At 65.0% G+C, this 14951-nt stretch carries 13 protein-coding genes and 1 pseudogene; 6 read left to right on the top strand and 8 right to left on the bottom strand.

Annotation, left to right across the window (positions count from 1 at the left end; all coding sequences use genetic code 11):
* Positions 1–236 (bottom strand): annotated as a pseudogene (locus BMZ21_RS26635) (IS110 family transposase); the annotation flags it as partial.
* Positions 237–739: 503 nt separating this feature from the next.
* Positions 740–1408 carry a GntR family transcriptional regulator gene (locus BMZ21_RS26630; RefSeq protein ID WP_091842007.1) on the bottom strand — a complete coding sequence of 223 codons (669 nt, stop codon included), beginning with the start codon at positions 1406–1408 and terminating at the stop codon, positions 740–742.
* A gap of 178 nt (positions 1409–1586) precedes the next feature.
* On the opposite strand from BMZ21_RS26630, the gene BMZ21_RS26625 reads away from it, so the two are divergent.
* From BMZ21_RS26625 to BMZ21_RS26605, 5 genes are all read left to right on the top strand, one after another.
* On the top strand, positions 1587–2645 hold the full coding sequence (locus BMZ21_RS26625) for an amidohydrolase family protein (RefSeq protein ID WP_244544034.1): 1059 nt from the start codon (positions 1587–1589) through the stop codon (positions 2643–2645).
* Complete coding sequence (locus tag BMZ21_RS26620) at positions 2642–3559, top strand: VOC family protein (protein ID WP_091841976.1); 918 nt, start codon at positions 2642–2644, stop codon at positions 3557–3559. Before BMZ21_RS26625 ends, BMZ21_RS26620 begins: the two co-directional genes overlap by 4 nt.
* 26 nt (positions 3560–3585) lie before the next feature.
* Positions 3586–5217, top strand: coding sequence for a bifunctional 3-(3-hydroxy-phenyl)propionate/3-hydroxycinnamic acid hydroxylase MhpA (gene mhpA, locus BMZ21_RS26615; protein ID WP_244544033.1), 1632 nt, complete (start codon positions 3586–3588; stop codon positions 5215–5217).
* 20 nt (positions 5218–5237) lie between these two features.
* Positions 5238–6086, top strand: a complete 849-nt coding sequence (locus BMZ21_RS26610) for a fumarylacetoacetate hydrolase family protein (protein ID WP_091841970.1) — start codon at positions 5238–5240, stop codon at positions 6084–6086.
* Positions 6087–6175: 89 nt separating this feature from the next.
* Positions 6176–7153, top strand: a complete 978-nt coding sequence (locus BMZ21_RS26605; RefSeq protein ID WP_091841967.1) for a Bug family tripartite tricarboxylate transporter substrate binding protein — start codon at positions 6176–6178, stop codon at positions 7151–7153.
* A 156-nt stretch (positions 7154–7309) separates the two neighbouring features.
* Here the strand turns inward: BMZ21_RS26605 and BMZ21_RS26600 are convergent, their stop codons facing one another.
* The 6 genes from BMZ21_RS26600 to BMZ21_RS26575 all read right to left on the bottom strand — a co-directional run bounded on the left by BMZ21_RS26600 (position 7310) and on the right by BMZ21_RS26575 (position 12325).
* On the bottom strand, positions 7310–7591 hold the full coding sequence (locus BMZ21_RS26600; RefSeq protein WP_091841964.1) for a hypothetical protein: 282 nt from the start codon (positions 7589–7591) through the stop codon (positions 7310–7312).
* An 83-nt stretch (positions 7592–7674) separates the two neighbouring features.
* Positions 7675–9105: a TRAP transporter large permease gene (locus tag BMZ21_RS26595; protein ID WP_091841962.1), complete on the bottom strand. Its 1431-nt coding sequence runs from the start codon at positions 9103–9105 to the stop codon at positions 7675–7677.
* Complete coding sequence (locus BMZ21_RS26590) at positions 9102–9674, bottom strand: TRAP transporter small permease subunit (RefSeq protein WP_091842004.1); 573 nt, start codon at positions 9672–9674, stop codon at positions 9102–9104. The genes BMZ21_RS26595 and BMZ21_RS26590 overlap by 4 nt, the downstream gene beginning before the upstream one ends.
* 133 nt (positions 9675–9807) lie before the next feature.
* On the bottom strand, positions 9808–10566 hold the full coding sequence (locus tag BMZ21_RS26585; protein ID WP_244544032.1) for a response regulator: 759 nt from the start codon (positions 10564–10566) through the stop codon (positions 9808–9810).
* Positions 10553–11626, bottom strand: a complete 1074-nt coding sequence (locus BMZ21_RS26580) for an ATP-binding protein (RefSeq protein ID WP_091841960.1) — start codon at positions 11624–11626, stop codon at positions 10553–10555. Before BMZ21_RS26580 ends, BMZ21_RS26585 begins: the two co-directional genes overlap by 14 nt.
* Positions 11627–11962: 336 nt before the next feature.
* Positions 11963–12325 (bottom strand): SOS response-associated peptidase, encoded by a 363-nt coding sequence (locus BMZ21_RS26575; RefSeq protein WP_091841957.1) that lies wholly within the window; start codon positions 12323–12325, stop codon positions 11963–11965.
* 182 nt (positions 12326–12507) lie between these two features.
* On the opposite strand from BMZ21_RS26575, the gene BMZ21_RS26570 reads away from it, so the two are divergent.
* On the top strand, positions 12508–14901 hold the full coding sequence (locus BMZ21_RS26570) for a caspase family protein (protein WP_091841954.1): 2394 nt from the start codon (positions 12508–12510) through the stop codon (positions 14899–14901).
* The last annotated feature ends 50 nt before the right edge of the window (positions 14902–14951 follow it).

The following is a 14951-nucleotide window of genomic DNA, read 5'->3' as shown; positions in this document are numbered from 1 at the left end:
ACGTAAGCCGGCGGCATCAATCGCACAGTATGCCCCAGAGCGGTCAGTTCGCGCGCCCAATGATGGCTCGTGCCGCAGGCCTCCATGCCGACCAGGCAGGGAGCAAGCTTGCGGAAGAAGGGCATGACCTGAGCTCGCCTCAGCGCTCGTCGGGCGAGGACCTCTCCTGTTCCGTTGATGGCGTGCACCTGGAAGACATTCTTGGCCAGGTCGATGCCGACAGTCGTGATCTCCATCGTGGTCGCTCCAAGCTCGTGCTGCGTGACAGCACCACTGTGGCGCTGCAGCGCCGGGAGCGGGAGCCATCCACCCCATCTGGTTTAAGGGGAGGACCCAATGTCGGGTTATGGCGCTTTTACCCTCTCTGGCGCACCGCGGCGGCAGCCCCCGACACCCCGATTATGTTCAGTTGCTGTTCTGTGCCGTGGACGCTGCGGAACTGGTGGAACAAGCGCTTGCTCAAAAGGGACGCTCGCCCCGCGGGTTCCTGCCCTCCGGACTCAATGCGATGGCCAGCCTCGTGGGAGGGCAGGTGCTGGCAACTCTGCTACCGTTGCAATCCACCGACCCATGCGGTGTTGCCGAGCTCAACGTAAATGTCTCGCGGCCAATAGTCTGAGGGACGTTCAGGGCTAAACGGCGTCGGACAATCCGGACACTGGACAGCGCGTCCAGCGTAGGCTTGGCATGGGCCGATCTTCTGTTCCATCGGCGACGCGAGACCAGGAGGCGCGGCTTTTCAAAACGCTGGATCATCGAGAATGACATCCGCGGTGTGCCGGTAATGCTTCTCCAGCAGCTTGACCGCGCGGTCGACTTCCCGGTCCAGCACTGCCGTCAGAATAGCCTGGTGCTCGTCGCCGATCTTGCGCGTGGAAAAGACGCGGCGGATCGAGACGCGGCGATAGCGGTAGAGCTGGTCGGCGAGATGATCGCAGAAGCCGATGAGCGAGGCCGATCCGCACTGGCTGATCAGGGTGCGGTGGAAGATCCGGTGCAGGCGCTCCCAGTCGGGATTGTCCTCGAACTGCTCGGGATTGAGCGAGCGCGGCGTCCGGGCGAGGCGATGATGCGCCACCACCAGCGCCTCCTCCCATTCGGGCGTCGCAGCCTCCATGGATTTCTGCAGCGCCAGCCCCTCGAGCCAGCAGCGCGTCATCGTCAGTTCCTGCAGCTCCAACTTGCTGACGGGCGAGACGACGAAGCCACGCTGCTCGCGCGACTGCACCAGCCCTTCGGAGGTCAGCCGGTTCAATGCCTCGCGCAGCGGCGTCTGGCCGGCCTGATAGGCCTCCATCAGGAATCGCATTTGGAGCTTTTGGCCAGGCTTGAGCCGTCCGTTGAGAAGGTCCTCGCGCAGCTTGTCATAGAGATCTAGCGTACGGGTCGATGGGGTCGGCGCTGTCATGCGAAGGGGTTCGATCTCCTGCGAGGCGGGCCAGCGGGCGCTGCCGCCTGGCATGCTGCCGCTCTGCGATCTGTACACGCTGCCTCGCTCGCGCAGAATTTATAAATTTCGCTTTACGGCATCGGATTATCGAATATTCTCTGCGCCAACAACAAAAATCGAGTCCTCGGGAGGGTTCGTGACGAGCGCGGAATCGGAGCGGAGCTGGAAGAAGCTCGGGGGCTGTCGCTGCGGCGTGGACATCCACGCCCATGTGGTCCCCGCGAGATTCCCGGCCTATCTCAAAGGTCCGGCGCCGAAGGGCTGGCCCGCCATGGCGGAAGCGCAGCCCTGCCATCGTCACGTCGTCATCGACGGGCGCACTTATCGCACCGTCTCCGACCGCTGCTGGGACGTCCCCAAGCGCCTGGCCGACATGGAGGAAATGGGACTCTCACTCCAGGCGATCTCGGCGATGCCCGAGCTGATGTCCTACTGGATGAACGCCGCCGATGCGGACGAGCTGCTGCGCTATGTGAACGATCAGATCGCGGTGATGGTGGCCGAATCCGGCGGGCGCCTGGTCGGACTCGGCGCCCTGCCGCTGCAGGACATGGACCGGGCGCTGGCCGCGCTGGAAAGGCTGATGTGCGACCCTGGCTTTGTCGGCGTGCAGGTCGGCAGCAACGTCAATGGCCGCCCGATCGGCGCCCCCGATTTCGACCCCTTCTTCGCGGTGGCCGAAGAGCTCGGTGCGGCCGTGTTCGTCCATGCGGTGCGTCCCTGCGGGCAGGAGCGGCTGGTGGGACCGGGGCAGCTCCAGCAAGTCCTCGCCTATCCCGGGGATGTCGGCCTCGCCGCGGCTTCTGTCATCTGTTCCAATCTGGTGCTGAGGCGTCCGCGCCTGCGGATCGCGTTCAGCCATGGCGGGGGAACGCTCGGGCTGCTGCTGCCGCGGCTGGAGGAAGGCCGCCGGGTCTTCCCGGCTCTACAGGAGAGCATCGAAGCCTCGCCGACCGAGCAGGCCCGGCATCTGTTCTACGATGCGCTCGTCTATGACGAGCCGACGCTTCAGCATCTGGTCCGGCTCTTCGGCGAGACGCAGGTTATGATCGGCACGGACTACCCCTTCAATTTCCACGAGCGCCGCCCCGTCGCGCGCATCGAGGCCGCCTTCGCCGACGAGGCGCTGCGCGTGCGGCTGCTGCGCGACAATGCGGCGACCTTCCTCGGCCGCCTGAGCGAGGTCTCGCCGTGAGCCGTTTTCCCGTCGCCGCCCTGCGCTCCGTCGAGATCGGCACGCCCGACATCGCCGTCTCCGAACGTTTCTATACCGAGGTCTGGATGCTGGAGATCGCGGCGCGGCAGGGCGAGACCGTCTATTTGCGGGCGACTGGCGCGGATCACCACATTCTGTCGCTGCAGCCTAGCGCGGCGGCGGAGATTCTGTCGGTGACGTTCCGGGTCGATGTGGCGACCGATCTGGCAGTCCTCGCGAAGCGTGCCGGGCGCCACGGCGCCCGGGTACTGACGGGGCCCGCGCTCACGATCGAGCCCGGCGGCGGCATCCTACTCGAACTGGCCGAGCCGCAGGGCGGCGTCTACCGCTTCGTCCAGGGCGATGCGTCCCATGACAATGCAGACGATAGGCCCGACCGGGCGTCGCGGCTCGCGCATGTCAACCTGAACAGCAACGATGTCGACGCCCAGGCGCGCTTCTTCGAAGAGGGGCTCGGCTTCGCGCTGACCGACCGCTCGAAGCTGATGGCCTTCCTGCGCTGCAACAGCGATCATCACGCAGTGGTCCTGGCCGAAGCGAAAGTCAGCGGCCTCAACCACATCGCCTTTCTCGTGCCGGACTGGGAATCGGTGATGCGGGCGTCGGGCCGCCTCATCGACGCCGGCTATCCGATCGGCTGGGGCGTCGGCCGCCACGGCCCCGGTGACAACGTCTTCGCCTATTTCGTCGATCCCGTCGGCTTCGTCGTCGAGTTCACGGCGGAAGTGCTGCAGGTCGACGATAGCTACCGCGTTCGCGGGCCGCATGAGTGGGTGTGGCCGCCGGGGCGTACGGACCAGTGGGGCATCGCCCCGCCCAAACCCGATCATGTGAAGGCGGCCCAGACGGCGATCACCTATCGCCCGATGGCCTCGCCTGCGGGGTCCCGATGAACGCCCAGCACAGGACCTTCGATCAGGTGAGCAAAGCAGTCCATCCCGATCCCGAGCATTTCCAAGTCGTCGTGGTCGGATTCGGTCCCAGCGGCGCCTTCGCCGCCAATCTGCTGGGGCAGCATGGCATCCGCAGCCTCGTCATCGACAAGCAGCGCGAGGTCTACGACAAGCCGCGCGCCATCGCGATCGACCACGAAATCCTGCGCATCCTCGACAATCTCGGCCTGGCGGAGGCGGTGCTGCCGCATGTCGCACCGTTCCATGCGTCGGACCATTTCGGCGCGGACGGGCAGCTGATCCGCCGGATCGACACCGTGCCGGAGCCCTATCCGCAGGGCTATGTGCCGACGATGGTCTTCACACAGCCGCCCGTCGAGGCGGCGCTGCGGGCTCATGCACAGGCCCTCGCCCGCGTGGAGGTTTCGCTGGGATCCGAGCTCGTCGATCTCGACGCGGCGCCCGACAGGGTGACGCTGACATTGCGGGGGGATGACAGCACGCGCCGTACCATGACCGCCGACTACGTCATCGCCTGCGACGGCGCCTCCAGCGGCGTCCGCGAGCGGCTCGGGATCCGTCTAACCGATCTCGTCTTTGACGAGCCATGGCTGGTGGTCGACATGCTGGTGCACGAGGCCGCGCTGGCGAAGTTGCCGCAGAACTCGGCGCAGTTCTGCGACCCGCAGCGGCCGACGAGCTTCATCATCGGCCCGGGCAACCATCGCCGCTGGGAGATCATGCTGCTGCCGGGCGAGGACCCGCGCGTGGCGCAGACGCAGGAGCGCGTCTGGGAGCTTCTGGCGCACTGGCTGACGCCAGCCGATGCGACGCTGTGGCGGGCGGCGAGCTACCGCTTCCACGCGCTCGTCGCCGAGCGCTGGCGCGCCGGCCGCGTCTTCATCGCCGGCGACGCCGCGCATCAGCAACCGCCCTTCATCGGCCAGGGTATGTGCCAGGGCGTGCGCGACGTCGCCAATCTCGTCTGGAAGCTCGCTCGCGTGCTCGACGGATCGTCGGGCGAGGCCCTTCTCGACAGCTACGAAGCGGAGCGCAGTGCGCATGTCCGCGAGCTGACGACGCGGATCAAGGCGATCGGCCAGGTGATCTGCGAGCGCGATCCGGTAGCTGCGCGCGCCCGTGACGCGCGTATCCTCGCCGAGGGGGGTGGCAAGCCACGCACCCTCACCCGCCAGGAGATCGTGCCGCCGCTGACGTCCGGTGTTCTCGCCGACGAAGCCGATCCGGCGCGGGGGAAGCTCTTCCCTCAACCCTGGGTCGAGACGGCCAAGGGGCGCGCCCGCCTCGATGCCGTCGCGGGAGCGGGAAGCCGCCTCGTGATCGAGACCGCATGGGCCCGCACCCTGACGGAAGGCGTTCTCGCGGCGGCTCGGGCCGCGGGCCTCACCGTCATCGCTCTGGCGCAGTCGGGAACCGCGCCCCTCGCGCAGGCCGATGTCACGGTCGTCGAATGCGACGGCGTCGTGCGCGACTGGTTTTCCGCCTGCGGTCGCGCTGCCGCGATCGTGCGGCCGGACCATTACGTCTTCGGCACGGCCGCCGAAGGCTTGGCACTTGCCGCTTTGATCGAGGCCTTCAGCCTCGGCCTCGCCGCCCCCGCTCCTGTGGCACCAGCCGCTCCCATTGCACACGCTTAGTCCTGAGAGGATTCATTCCGATGCGTTTTGCCACCTTCCGCCTTCAGGGCGGCCCGAGCTGGGGTCTGATCAAGGGCGACGAAGCCGTCGATCTCGGCGCCGTCCTGTCGGCCCGCTATCCCGATCTAAAGAGCGTCATCGCCGCCTCGGCGCTCGCTGAGGTCGCTGCGGCGACCGCGAGCGCCCCATGCCATCCGCTCTCGGCGGTGACCTGGCTCCCGGTCGTGCCGAATCCCGACAAGATCCTCTGCGTCGGGCTGAATTACGAGATGCACCGCAAGGAGACCGGCCGGGCCGAGGTCGAGAACCCGACGATCTTCGCTCGCTTCGCCAATTCCCAGATCGGCCATGGCGCCGACATCGTCCGGCCGCGCATCTCGCACGAGCTCGATTTCGAGGGCGAGCTCGCCATCGTCATCGGCAAGCCGGGCCGCTACATCGCCCGCGAGGACGCCTTCGCCCATGTCGCCGGCTATGCCTGCTACAATGACGGCAGCGTCCGGGACTTCCAGCGCCATACCCACCAGTTCACGCCGGGCAAGAACTTCCCCGATACGGGCGCCTTCGGCCCCTGGATGATGACGCCCGACGAACTCGGCCCGCTGCCCGATCTGCGCCTGCAGACACGCGTCAATGGACAGGTCGTGCAGGACGCGACCTTCGAGCAGATGATCTTCGATATCCCCATGATCATCGCTTACTGCTCCTCCTTCACGCGGCTCGAGCCCGGCGACGTGATCGCCACCGGCACGCCCGGCGGCGTCGGCGCCAAGCGCAATCCCCCGCTCTGGCTGAAGCCCGGCGACGTCGTCGAGGTCGAGATCGACCGCCTCGGCATCCTGCGCAACGGCATCGCCGACGAAGCCTGACCCTCGACGCCGCCGGAAGCGCGCCTTCGAGGCTCGCGGAGCACGCCCGACGGCACTTCCCCCAATCCTAGAAGAGCCCGGAGGACACGATGTCCAAATTCAGATCACTGGCGCTCGGCGCCGCATTCGCGCTGGTCGCGATCGGGGGCGCGCAGGCTCAGGCCTGGCCGCAGCGGCCGATCGCGCTCGTCGTACCGCAGGCCGCCGGCAACAGCCCCGACATTCTGGCGCGCGTGCTGGCCGACAAACTGTCCCGCAGTCTCGGCCAGCAGCTCTATGTCGAAAACCGCACCGGCGCCGCCAATATCGTCGGGACGCAGGCGGTCGCCCGCGCGACGCCGGACGGATACACCTTCCTCTTCGCCACCTCGGCCTCGCTCTCGACGAACCCACACACTTTCAAGAAGTTGCCCTATGATCCGCTTAAGGACTTCGTGCCGGTTGCGATGGCGGCCCGCAGTCATCATGTGCTGCTGGTCAACCCCGCCCTGCCCTTCAAGACGCTTGAGGACCTGGTCGCGCAGGAAAAGGCCAAGCCCGGCGAGATTAGCCTGGCCGTCGACAGCGAGCGCAACATCTCCGGCCTGATCGGCCAGACGATCAACCGGCGCGCCGGCATCAAGATGGTGCTCGTGCCCTATGCCTCGGCCGCCAATTCGATCCAGGACACCATCGCCGGCCGCGTCCAGGCGACGATCCAGTCCGCCTCAGTCGCGGAGCCCTTCATCAAGGAAGGGACGTTGCGTCCACTGGCGGTCGCCGGCACCAGGAGGCTGGCCTCGCTCCCGGGGACGCCCGCCATCGCCGAAACCCTCGCCAGCGCCGATATCGGCGGCTGGTTCATGGTGATGGCACCGGCCGGGACGCCCCTCGAGATCGTCCAGGCGATGAGCCAGAAGATCGCCGAGGTCCTTCAGCTCCCTGATGTCCGCGAGCGCGCGCCGACGCTCGGCTTCGATGTCGACGTCGGTCCTCTCGCGACGCCCGCCGGCGCCAGCGCGTTCCTGGCGAAGGAGATCGCGACCATGGGGGCGCTGATCAAGGAGTTCGGCATCGAGCCGCAATGAGCGCGGGCGTGGGCCTTGGGTTGAGGGAAGCCTGATTTCCGACGTGTCAACTCTGGTCTCCGTCCCATACCTGACGCTGTGGACGTCCGATCCCGGGTGGACGAATGCACGAGAAGGGATGAACGCGAGCAGGCCGCGACCGCTAGGCTACATCGCTCAATCGCTCTCGATAATTTCAGCGATTATACCGTTCTTGTCCGACACATTTTTGAAATAATCGAACAGATAGTTTCGCGCCTGCTTGTACATTGCGCGCGAACCTACTGCATAGGCCCAAGCCAGCCAGTCGGAATGTCCCTCGCGTAGATAAGTCTCGCGTATTTCTGGAAGCGCATAGCGATGGTCGGTAATCTCTAAAACCTTGGCGCGGATGATGTCTGTGGCGTTCGGATGACGGTCGAGAGCGACGATGATGTCGGCCGCCAGACCCGTATTCATCAGATGGTCGTCCGCGAAAGGTTGCTGCGACCGACGGCGGGGCGCTTGGCTCTCGACCGATTGAAGATGCTGAGACCTTCCCCTCAAGGCTTGGGCGGTGTCAGGCCATTGAGCTCGATCGTGCCGAAGGAGGGCATCGAATTGAGCTGCTTCTCCAGCGCCGCCGGATCGAGCGTCACCGGCTTGTCCAGCCAGTAGGTCACCATCTCCGGGAAGGCGATCATCAGCGCCACGAGCACAAGCTGCAGCACGATCCACGGGATCGAGCCGAGATAGATGTCGCGGCTCTTCACCGTCGGCGGCGCGATGCCGCGCAGATAGAACAGCGCGAAGCCGAAGGGCGGATGCATGAACGAGGTCTGGATATTGGCGCAGATCAGGAGGCCGAACCAGATCAGGTTGATGTCGAGCTTGGTCGCCGCCGGGGTCAGCAGCGGGATGATGATGAACGCGATCTCGAAGAAGTCGAGGAAGAAGGCGATGAAGAAGACGAACACCATGCTGAAGACAAGGAATCCGACCTGACCACCGGGCAGCCCGGTCAGCATGTGTTCGATCCAGAGTCCGCCGCCGACGCCCTGGAAGACGAGGCTGAAGACGCGCGCACCGATCAGGATCATCGTCACCATGGCGGTGATGCGCATGGTCGAGGACATCGCCTGATAGGTCAGCTTCCAGCTCAGCGTGCGATAGAGCGCTGCCAGCGCCAGCGCACCGACCGCGCCCATCGCGCCCGCTTCCGTCGGCGTCGCCAGGCCCATGAAGATCGTGCCGAGCACCAGGAAGATCAACGCCGCCGAAGGCACGATGCCGCGGACGCACTTGATCGCCAGCGCCCAGCCCTTGAGCGTGCGCGCCTCGGGCGGCAGCGCCGGCACATGGTGCGGCCTGACGATGCTGAGAATCACCACCCAGATGCAGAACAGCGCGACCTGGACGATGCTGGGGCCGATCGCGCCGGCATACATGTCGCCGACGGACTTGCCCATCACGTCGGCGAGGACGACGAGGACGAGAGAGGGCGGGATCAGCTGGGTGATGGTGCCGGACGCGGCGATGACGCCGGTCGCATGCTGCATGTTGTAGCCGTAGCGCATCATCACCGGCAGCGAGATCACGCCCATGGCGATGACCGAGGCGGCGACCGTGCCGGTGATGGCGCCGAGGATCGCGCCGACGAAGATGACGGCATAGGACAGGCCGCCGCGGACGCTGCCGAAGAGCTGGCCGATCGAATCGAGCAGATCCTCGGCAAGGCCGCAGCGTTCCAGCACCGCCCCCATGAAGGTGAAGAACGGGATCGAGAGCAGAAGGTCGTTCGAGATGATCGAATAGAGCTGGAAGGTGAGGTTGCCCATGTACTGGGGCGCGATCACTCCCATCTCGATCGCGATGAAGCTGAAGAACAGCCCGACCGCCGCCAGCGAGAACGCTGCAGGGTAGCCGATCAACAGGAAGACGATCAGGCCCCCGAACATCATGGGGCCGAGATTGGCGCGGACGGCGTCGATCATTGCAGCGGCTTCTCGTAGGCGTATTCGTGCTGGTGGAAGCCGCGCAGCGCTGCGGCGCGCTTGATCATCTCCGAGACGCCCTGGAGCAGGATCAGGGCGAAGCCGACCGGCAGGAGCAGGATAACCGGCCAGCGGATCAGGCCGCCGGCATTGCTGGAGGATTCATTCAGCGTCCAGGACTGCACGAACCAGGGCCAGGTGAACCAGATCATCACCAGGCACATCGGCATCAGGAACACCGCGCCGCCGACGAGGTCGATCCAGTGCCGGGTCCGGTCGGAGACGACGCCGTAGAACAGGTCGACGCGGACGTGCTCGTTGACCCGCAGCGTATAGGCCGAGCCGAGCAGCACCATGCCGGCGAACATGTACCATTGCAGCTCAAGCCAGGCATTGGAGCTGTAGGAGAACAGATAACGGATCGTGGCGTTGCCGGCGCTGATCAGGCAGGCGAGCAGGACGAGCCAGCTCGCGATCACGCCAAGCGAGCTGCCGAGCCTGTCGATCGCCCGGGCCACGGGCATCAGCTGGCGACAGAAGATCCAGGCCAACCAGACGGCCGCGGCCATGCCGCCCACCGTGGCGAGCGCCAACCAGAGTTTGAACATGAAAGGCGTTCCCAGCTCCGGACGCGTCCCCACGCGCTTCTCGGAGTCCGTCGCTAGCAGCTACGCGCTTAGCCGTTCCATGTCGGCAGCTTGCCTAGCGCATAACCTGCGCATAGCCGACCGCATCGAGCTGCTCCTGCGTCCGCAGCCGATAGCCGATGGCGAGCTCGGTCACCGCATAGATCGGCCGGGCCGGATTCGGCTCGATGCGATTGCGCAGCTTTTTCATCAGGATACGCAGGTATTGCACATCCTCGTCCGGCTCCTGCGGCCAAAGCTCCCGCATCAGTTGCCGATGCGTCATGACGCTGCCGTGGTGAACGGCCAGAATACGCAGCAGCGCGAATTGCTTGGGCGAAAGTATGATCGCGCTGCCGTCGCGGCTGACGAGCCGGCGCGCGAGATCGACTGAAAGCCCGCCAACGCGGATGACCGGCTCGGGCGTGTCCTGCCGCACGGCACGCCGCAGCACGACGCGGGCGCGGGCCAGAAGCTCGGCCATGCCGAAGGGCTTGACGATGTAGTCGTCGGCCCCCCCTTCGAGCAGCTTGACCTTCTCGGCTTCCGACTTGCGCACGGAGAGCACGATGATCGGGGCATGCGACCAGCCGCGCAGCGCCTCGACGACGGTGGCGCCGTCGGCATCGGGCAGACCGAGATCGAGCACGACGAGGTCCGGCTGACGCATCACGGCGAGCTCCTTCGCCTGCCGCGCGGTTTCGGCCTCGACGACGCGGAAGCCGTGCATCTCCAGGCCCGTGCGCAGAAAGCGGCGGATAGCGGGATCGTCGTCGACGGCGAGAACGAGAGGTCCATGGGTCGTCGCGGCGGAAGCGGCCTCAGTCGTCATCATGGTCACCCTCCCTCGTTTCTGTGGCGGGCAGGATCAGGCGCAGGGTCGTGCCCCGGTCCGGTCCCGCGCTGAGCGCGACGATGCGCCCGCCGCTGGCCTCAACGAATACCCGTGCGATCGTCAAGCCCAGGCCACTGCCGCCGGCGATATCGGCATGGCGCTCGCCGCGGTGGAAGCGCTCGAAGATCAAGCCGGTCTCGCCGGCTTCGAGGCCTGCTCCCTCATCCCGCACGGCGATGGCAACGCTTCCCGGCAAGGCCTGCGCCGAGATATGGATGGAGCCGCCGGAGGGTGTGTATTTGGCGGCGTTCTCCAGCACGTTGACCAGGGCCTGGGCCGTCAGCGCCGGGTCGACCTGCACGAGCGGCAACGGCCCGGCGGGGTCCAGCCGCACGTCATGGGCTCGCAGCCGGTCCTGGGCGGTGGCGAGCGCATCATTGACGATGTCCCAGGGATCGAGTGTGTCGAGATGGGGTTGAAGCGCGCCGGCGCGAATGCGGCCGAGATCGAGCACATCCTGGATCAGCCGGTCGAGCCGGCCGGCCTCCTGCTCGATGCCGGCCGCCAGCGCGTGCAGCGACTCGCGCCCGGCGAGCTCGGGAGCAGCTGTCAGCACACTCGCTGCGCCCATGATGCCGGCGAGTGGCGTGCGTAGCTCATGCGACACTGACTCCACCAGGATGTCGCGCAACTCGTCGGTGCGCTCGCGAAGTCGATGCTGCTCGAGGATACGGGATTGCGCCCGCTGACGATCGACCAGCGGGCCGACCGTCAGCGCGACGGCGAGCGAGGTGACGAGGTCGATCATCTGCGCCGGTTTGAAGACGAGCGGGCTGAACAGCGGCGGGTAGAACAGCGACGTCATCAGGGCACCGAGCAGCGCCGCCAAAATGGCTGGGCCGGTGCCGTAGCGCACGCCGGTGATCAGGACGGGCGCCATGTAGATGGCGGAGACGCTGTCGAGCGGCGTCGACCAGACGACAAAGCCGGCGAGCGCTGTAGCGAGAGCGACGAGCGCGACCGTCTTCAGATAGGGCGACAGGCGCCGCGGAGCGATCATGCTCCTCGATAGCGTCCTGTACCGGTGCTTGCCAGCAATGCTCGTTCAACTCCCAGTCTACGTCGCCGACGTCTGCGCCACTTGACGGCTGAAATGCTTCCCGGTCGGCCGGCGCGCCGCCGCGCGCAGCGCTCACCACAAGAACCACCCTGTTCGCCGCGGCTTCGGCTACCCACCGGCGGCAAGTCCTCTGAGCAACGACAGTCGAAATCCGGCCCAGTTGGATCCCCGGAGTCGACACTCAAAGTCCGCTAACCAGCATTGAGCCAGAGTCCCGTTGTGGCGCCTCGCCGACTTCGCGCGCGTCAGCTGGTCCACACTCGAGCGCTGATCCGGTCAGTATCGAAAGCCTCCTCCGGAACCGTCCAGCCACGCTTCGAAATCCTGGCGCAACAGCATGCACGGTATGCGGTCATGATACTCCGCTGTCCAGGCGTTGGACTCGCGGACTATCATCGTGCAGGTAGTGATATCGTCGCCCGTGTCAGGGTTTTGCCAGTTTTCCCAAAGCTCCGCGAACGCCAGCAATTCGCCATCGGCGGCAGAGAAGAAATGCGGCACGCGGTCTTTCTTCTCGCCAATCCATTCGAAGAACCCGCTGGCCGGAATGATGCAGCGCCGGCTTCGATAGGAGTGCTTGAATGTCCCGCTTGTATCGACCGTCTCTATCCCGACGCCGTCAGAAGCCGCGCCAGCCATAGCCCTTCACGTTTCGCCTGGGTTGCTCCAGGGATGCCCGGGCCGGCAGATGGAGCAGCTTTAGAAGCGCCGTAGCACTCGCCAACACTGCTGAGCAGTTGGAACGCGATGCCTGTGGCAGCATTGCACTCCCGTTCGAACCGGAAACATGCCAGCATGCCGCAAGGTCAAGGGCATGGATCATGCGGGCGATTTTGAGTTGGGTGGTTCTGGCGCTGGCTTGCTTCTGGCTGGCGGGCGCTACTGCTCAAACAACCACCCTCTCCGACAACGCCGAGTCGATCGCGGTGGTGATCGGCAACAAGGCCTACAAGCAGACGAGCACGGTGGATTTCGCGCATAACGACGCCGATGCGATCAAGGCGTATCTGATTGGCACGCTCGGCTTCCGTGAGCAGAACGTCCATCTAATCAAGGACGCGACGCTCAGCGAGCTTCAACAAAGCTTCGGCACTGAGTCGAATCCCCAAATTGGGCGTATCTGGCGCAGCGTCGTCGCCGACCGCTCAAACGTCTTCGTCTATTATTCCGGCCACGGCGTGCCGGACCTCATAAGCGGCCAACCATTCCTTCTACCACAGGACGGCAATCCCAATATCAGCGAGAGTGGCTACGGGCTGCAGACGCTCTACCGGAACCTGGAACTGGTCCGCCAGAAGATCGGCGCGCAGCGGCAGCTCATCGTGATGATCGACGCCTGCTTCACCGGCGAGACCGGGCGCAAGGGCGAGAGCCTGCTCGCCGTCTCGGCGCCGGGCTTCACCCCGGCCAGGCCACGCAGCGGCGGCGGCATTGTCAAGCTGGTCGCGACCTCCGGCACGGCCCCGGCGAACTGGGACCAGGAGGCGAAGCTCGGTCTCTTCACGAGCCGATTCCTGATGGGCGCCGCCGGGCTGGCGCGGGCCCAGGGCGCGCCCGAGAGCGGTTTGCTCGCCTGGCCGGATCTGCAGCGCTACCTGAAGGTGAGCGTTGCGGCGGCGGCACGGCGCGACAGCGGGCGCGAGCAGGCGCCGGAAATCGACGAGGCCTCGTTCGCCCTGCCACCAGGCCAGCCTGTGCCGGCGGTGGCGAGCGCCGTCGCGGCGGCACAGGACGATAGTAATTGGCAGCGTGCCAAGGCCGCCAGCGACCGCAGCGCGCTTGAGGATTATATCGCCAACTGCGGGTCCGTCTGCCGTTATCGCGAAGAGGCGCTGAGGCATTTGCGTCAGTTTCAGCGCGACACGCAGGTAGCGGCTGACCGACAGAACTGGCAGCGCCTCAGCCGTGAAGGCAAGTACGCTGATTACCTAAAAAACTGCGGTGCAATCTGCGCATATCGGACGCTTGCCGAGAACTATCTACCGGATTTGCTTGCCGCACGAGATGGAGCCGTCCGCAAGTGCGACGAACTCGCTGGCAGTCCCGGTGACCTCGATCGAAATCGTGATGTGCCGGGTGTAGCGTTCGCTAACCTGGCCGCTGAGCAAGCCATCACCGCGTGCCAACTTGCTTCGGAGCAGCACCCGGAATTACGTCGACTGAATTTTCAGCTCGGTCGTGCCTATGACAAGGCTAAGCGCTATCTCGACGCATCGTCGGCTTATCGCAAGGCTTCAGACAGCGGCAGTGCATCAGCTGCGCATAACCTCGCGCTCTTTTTTCGGGACGGGGAGGGTCTTCCGAAGGACGAAGCCGAAGCGCGGAAACTCTACGAGAAGGCGGCGCTGGCTGGACATATCGAAGCAATGAATAGCCTTGGTGCTTTGCTTGGAAATGGAGTGGGAGGTGCAAAGGATCTCGCGGGAGCGAAACGCTGGTACGAGAAAGCAGCGCAGAACGGTCATGTCTTGGGAATGCGTAATTTTGCACTTGCGCTGCAAAATGGGTGGGTGCCACCTGCAAATCTTCCAGAAGCTCGGTCCTGGTACGAAAAAGCGGCGAAGGCCGGCGATGCCCTAGCGATGAGTTGGACTGGGTACATGATGGAGAACGGGCAAGGCGGTCCGGTAGATCTGCCAGCGGCAAAACGTTGGTACGAGCAGGGAGCCAAAGCAGGCGATGCGTTTGCAATGTATCGTCTAGGGTACATGTTCGATACGGCACTTGGTGGCCTCAAGGATCCAGTCGAAGCTCGACGCTGGTTCAAAGCATCCGCCGAACACGGCAATATCGAAGGGATGTGCCACTACGCCCTGGCTCTAACTACCGAAGATGGTGGTCCTCAGAATATGATTGAGGCTCGTCAGTGGTTTGAAAAAGCTGCTCGGGCTGGCGTAGCGCATTGCATGTACGGTTATGGAAAAGCTAACGAACATGGTCATGGAGGGCCTGCCAATTTAGCAGAAGCACGGACCTGGTATGGCAAAGCAGCACAGGCTGGCAATTCGGCTGGAATGCTTGAGTACGCTTTCATGCTTCGCTATGGTAAGGGCGGCCCAGAAGATCAGAGTGGGGCCCGTGACTGGCTTCGCAAGGCAGCAGACCTTGGCGACAAAAACGCGATGTATAGCTTGGCCGTGATGCTCGAAAAGGGCCAAGGTGGTCCTGTGGATCGGGCCGAAGCGCGCCGGTGGTATCAGAAATCCAAGCCGTGACCGCTGCCAGGTTTGGTCGTCCTTAGGCAACGCCGGAGAGCATCCGCTGC

The sequence above is a fragment of the Allobosea lupini genome (assembly GCF_900109525.1).
GTDB classification, from domain to species: Bacteria; Pseudomonadota; Alphaproteobacteria; order Rhizobiales; family Beijerinckiaceae; genus Allobosea; species Allobosea lupini.
Note: the sequence above shows the minus strand (reverse complement) of the source record. Positions and strands in the feature narration are given on the sequence as shown.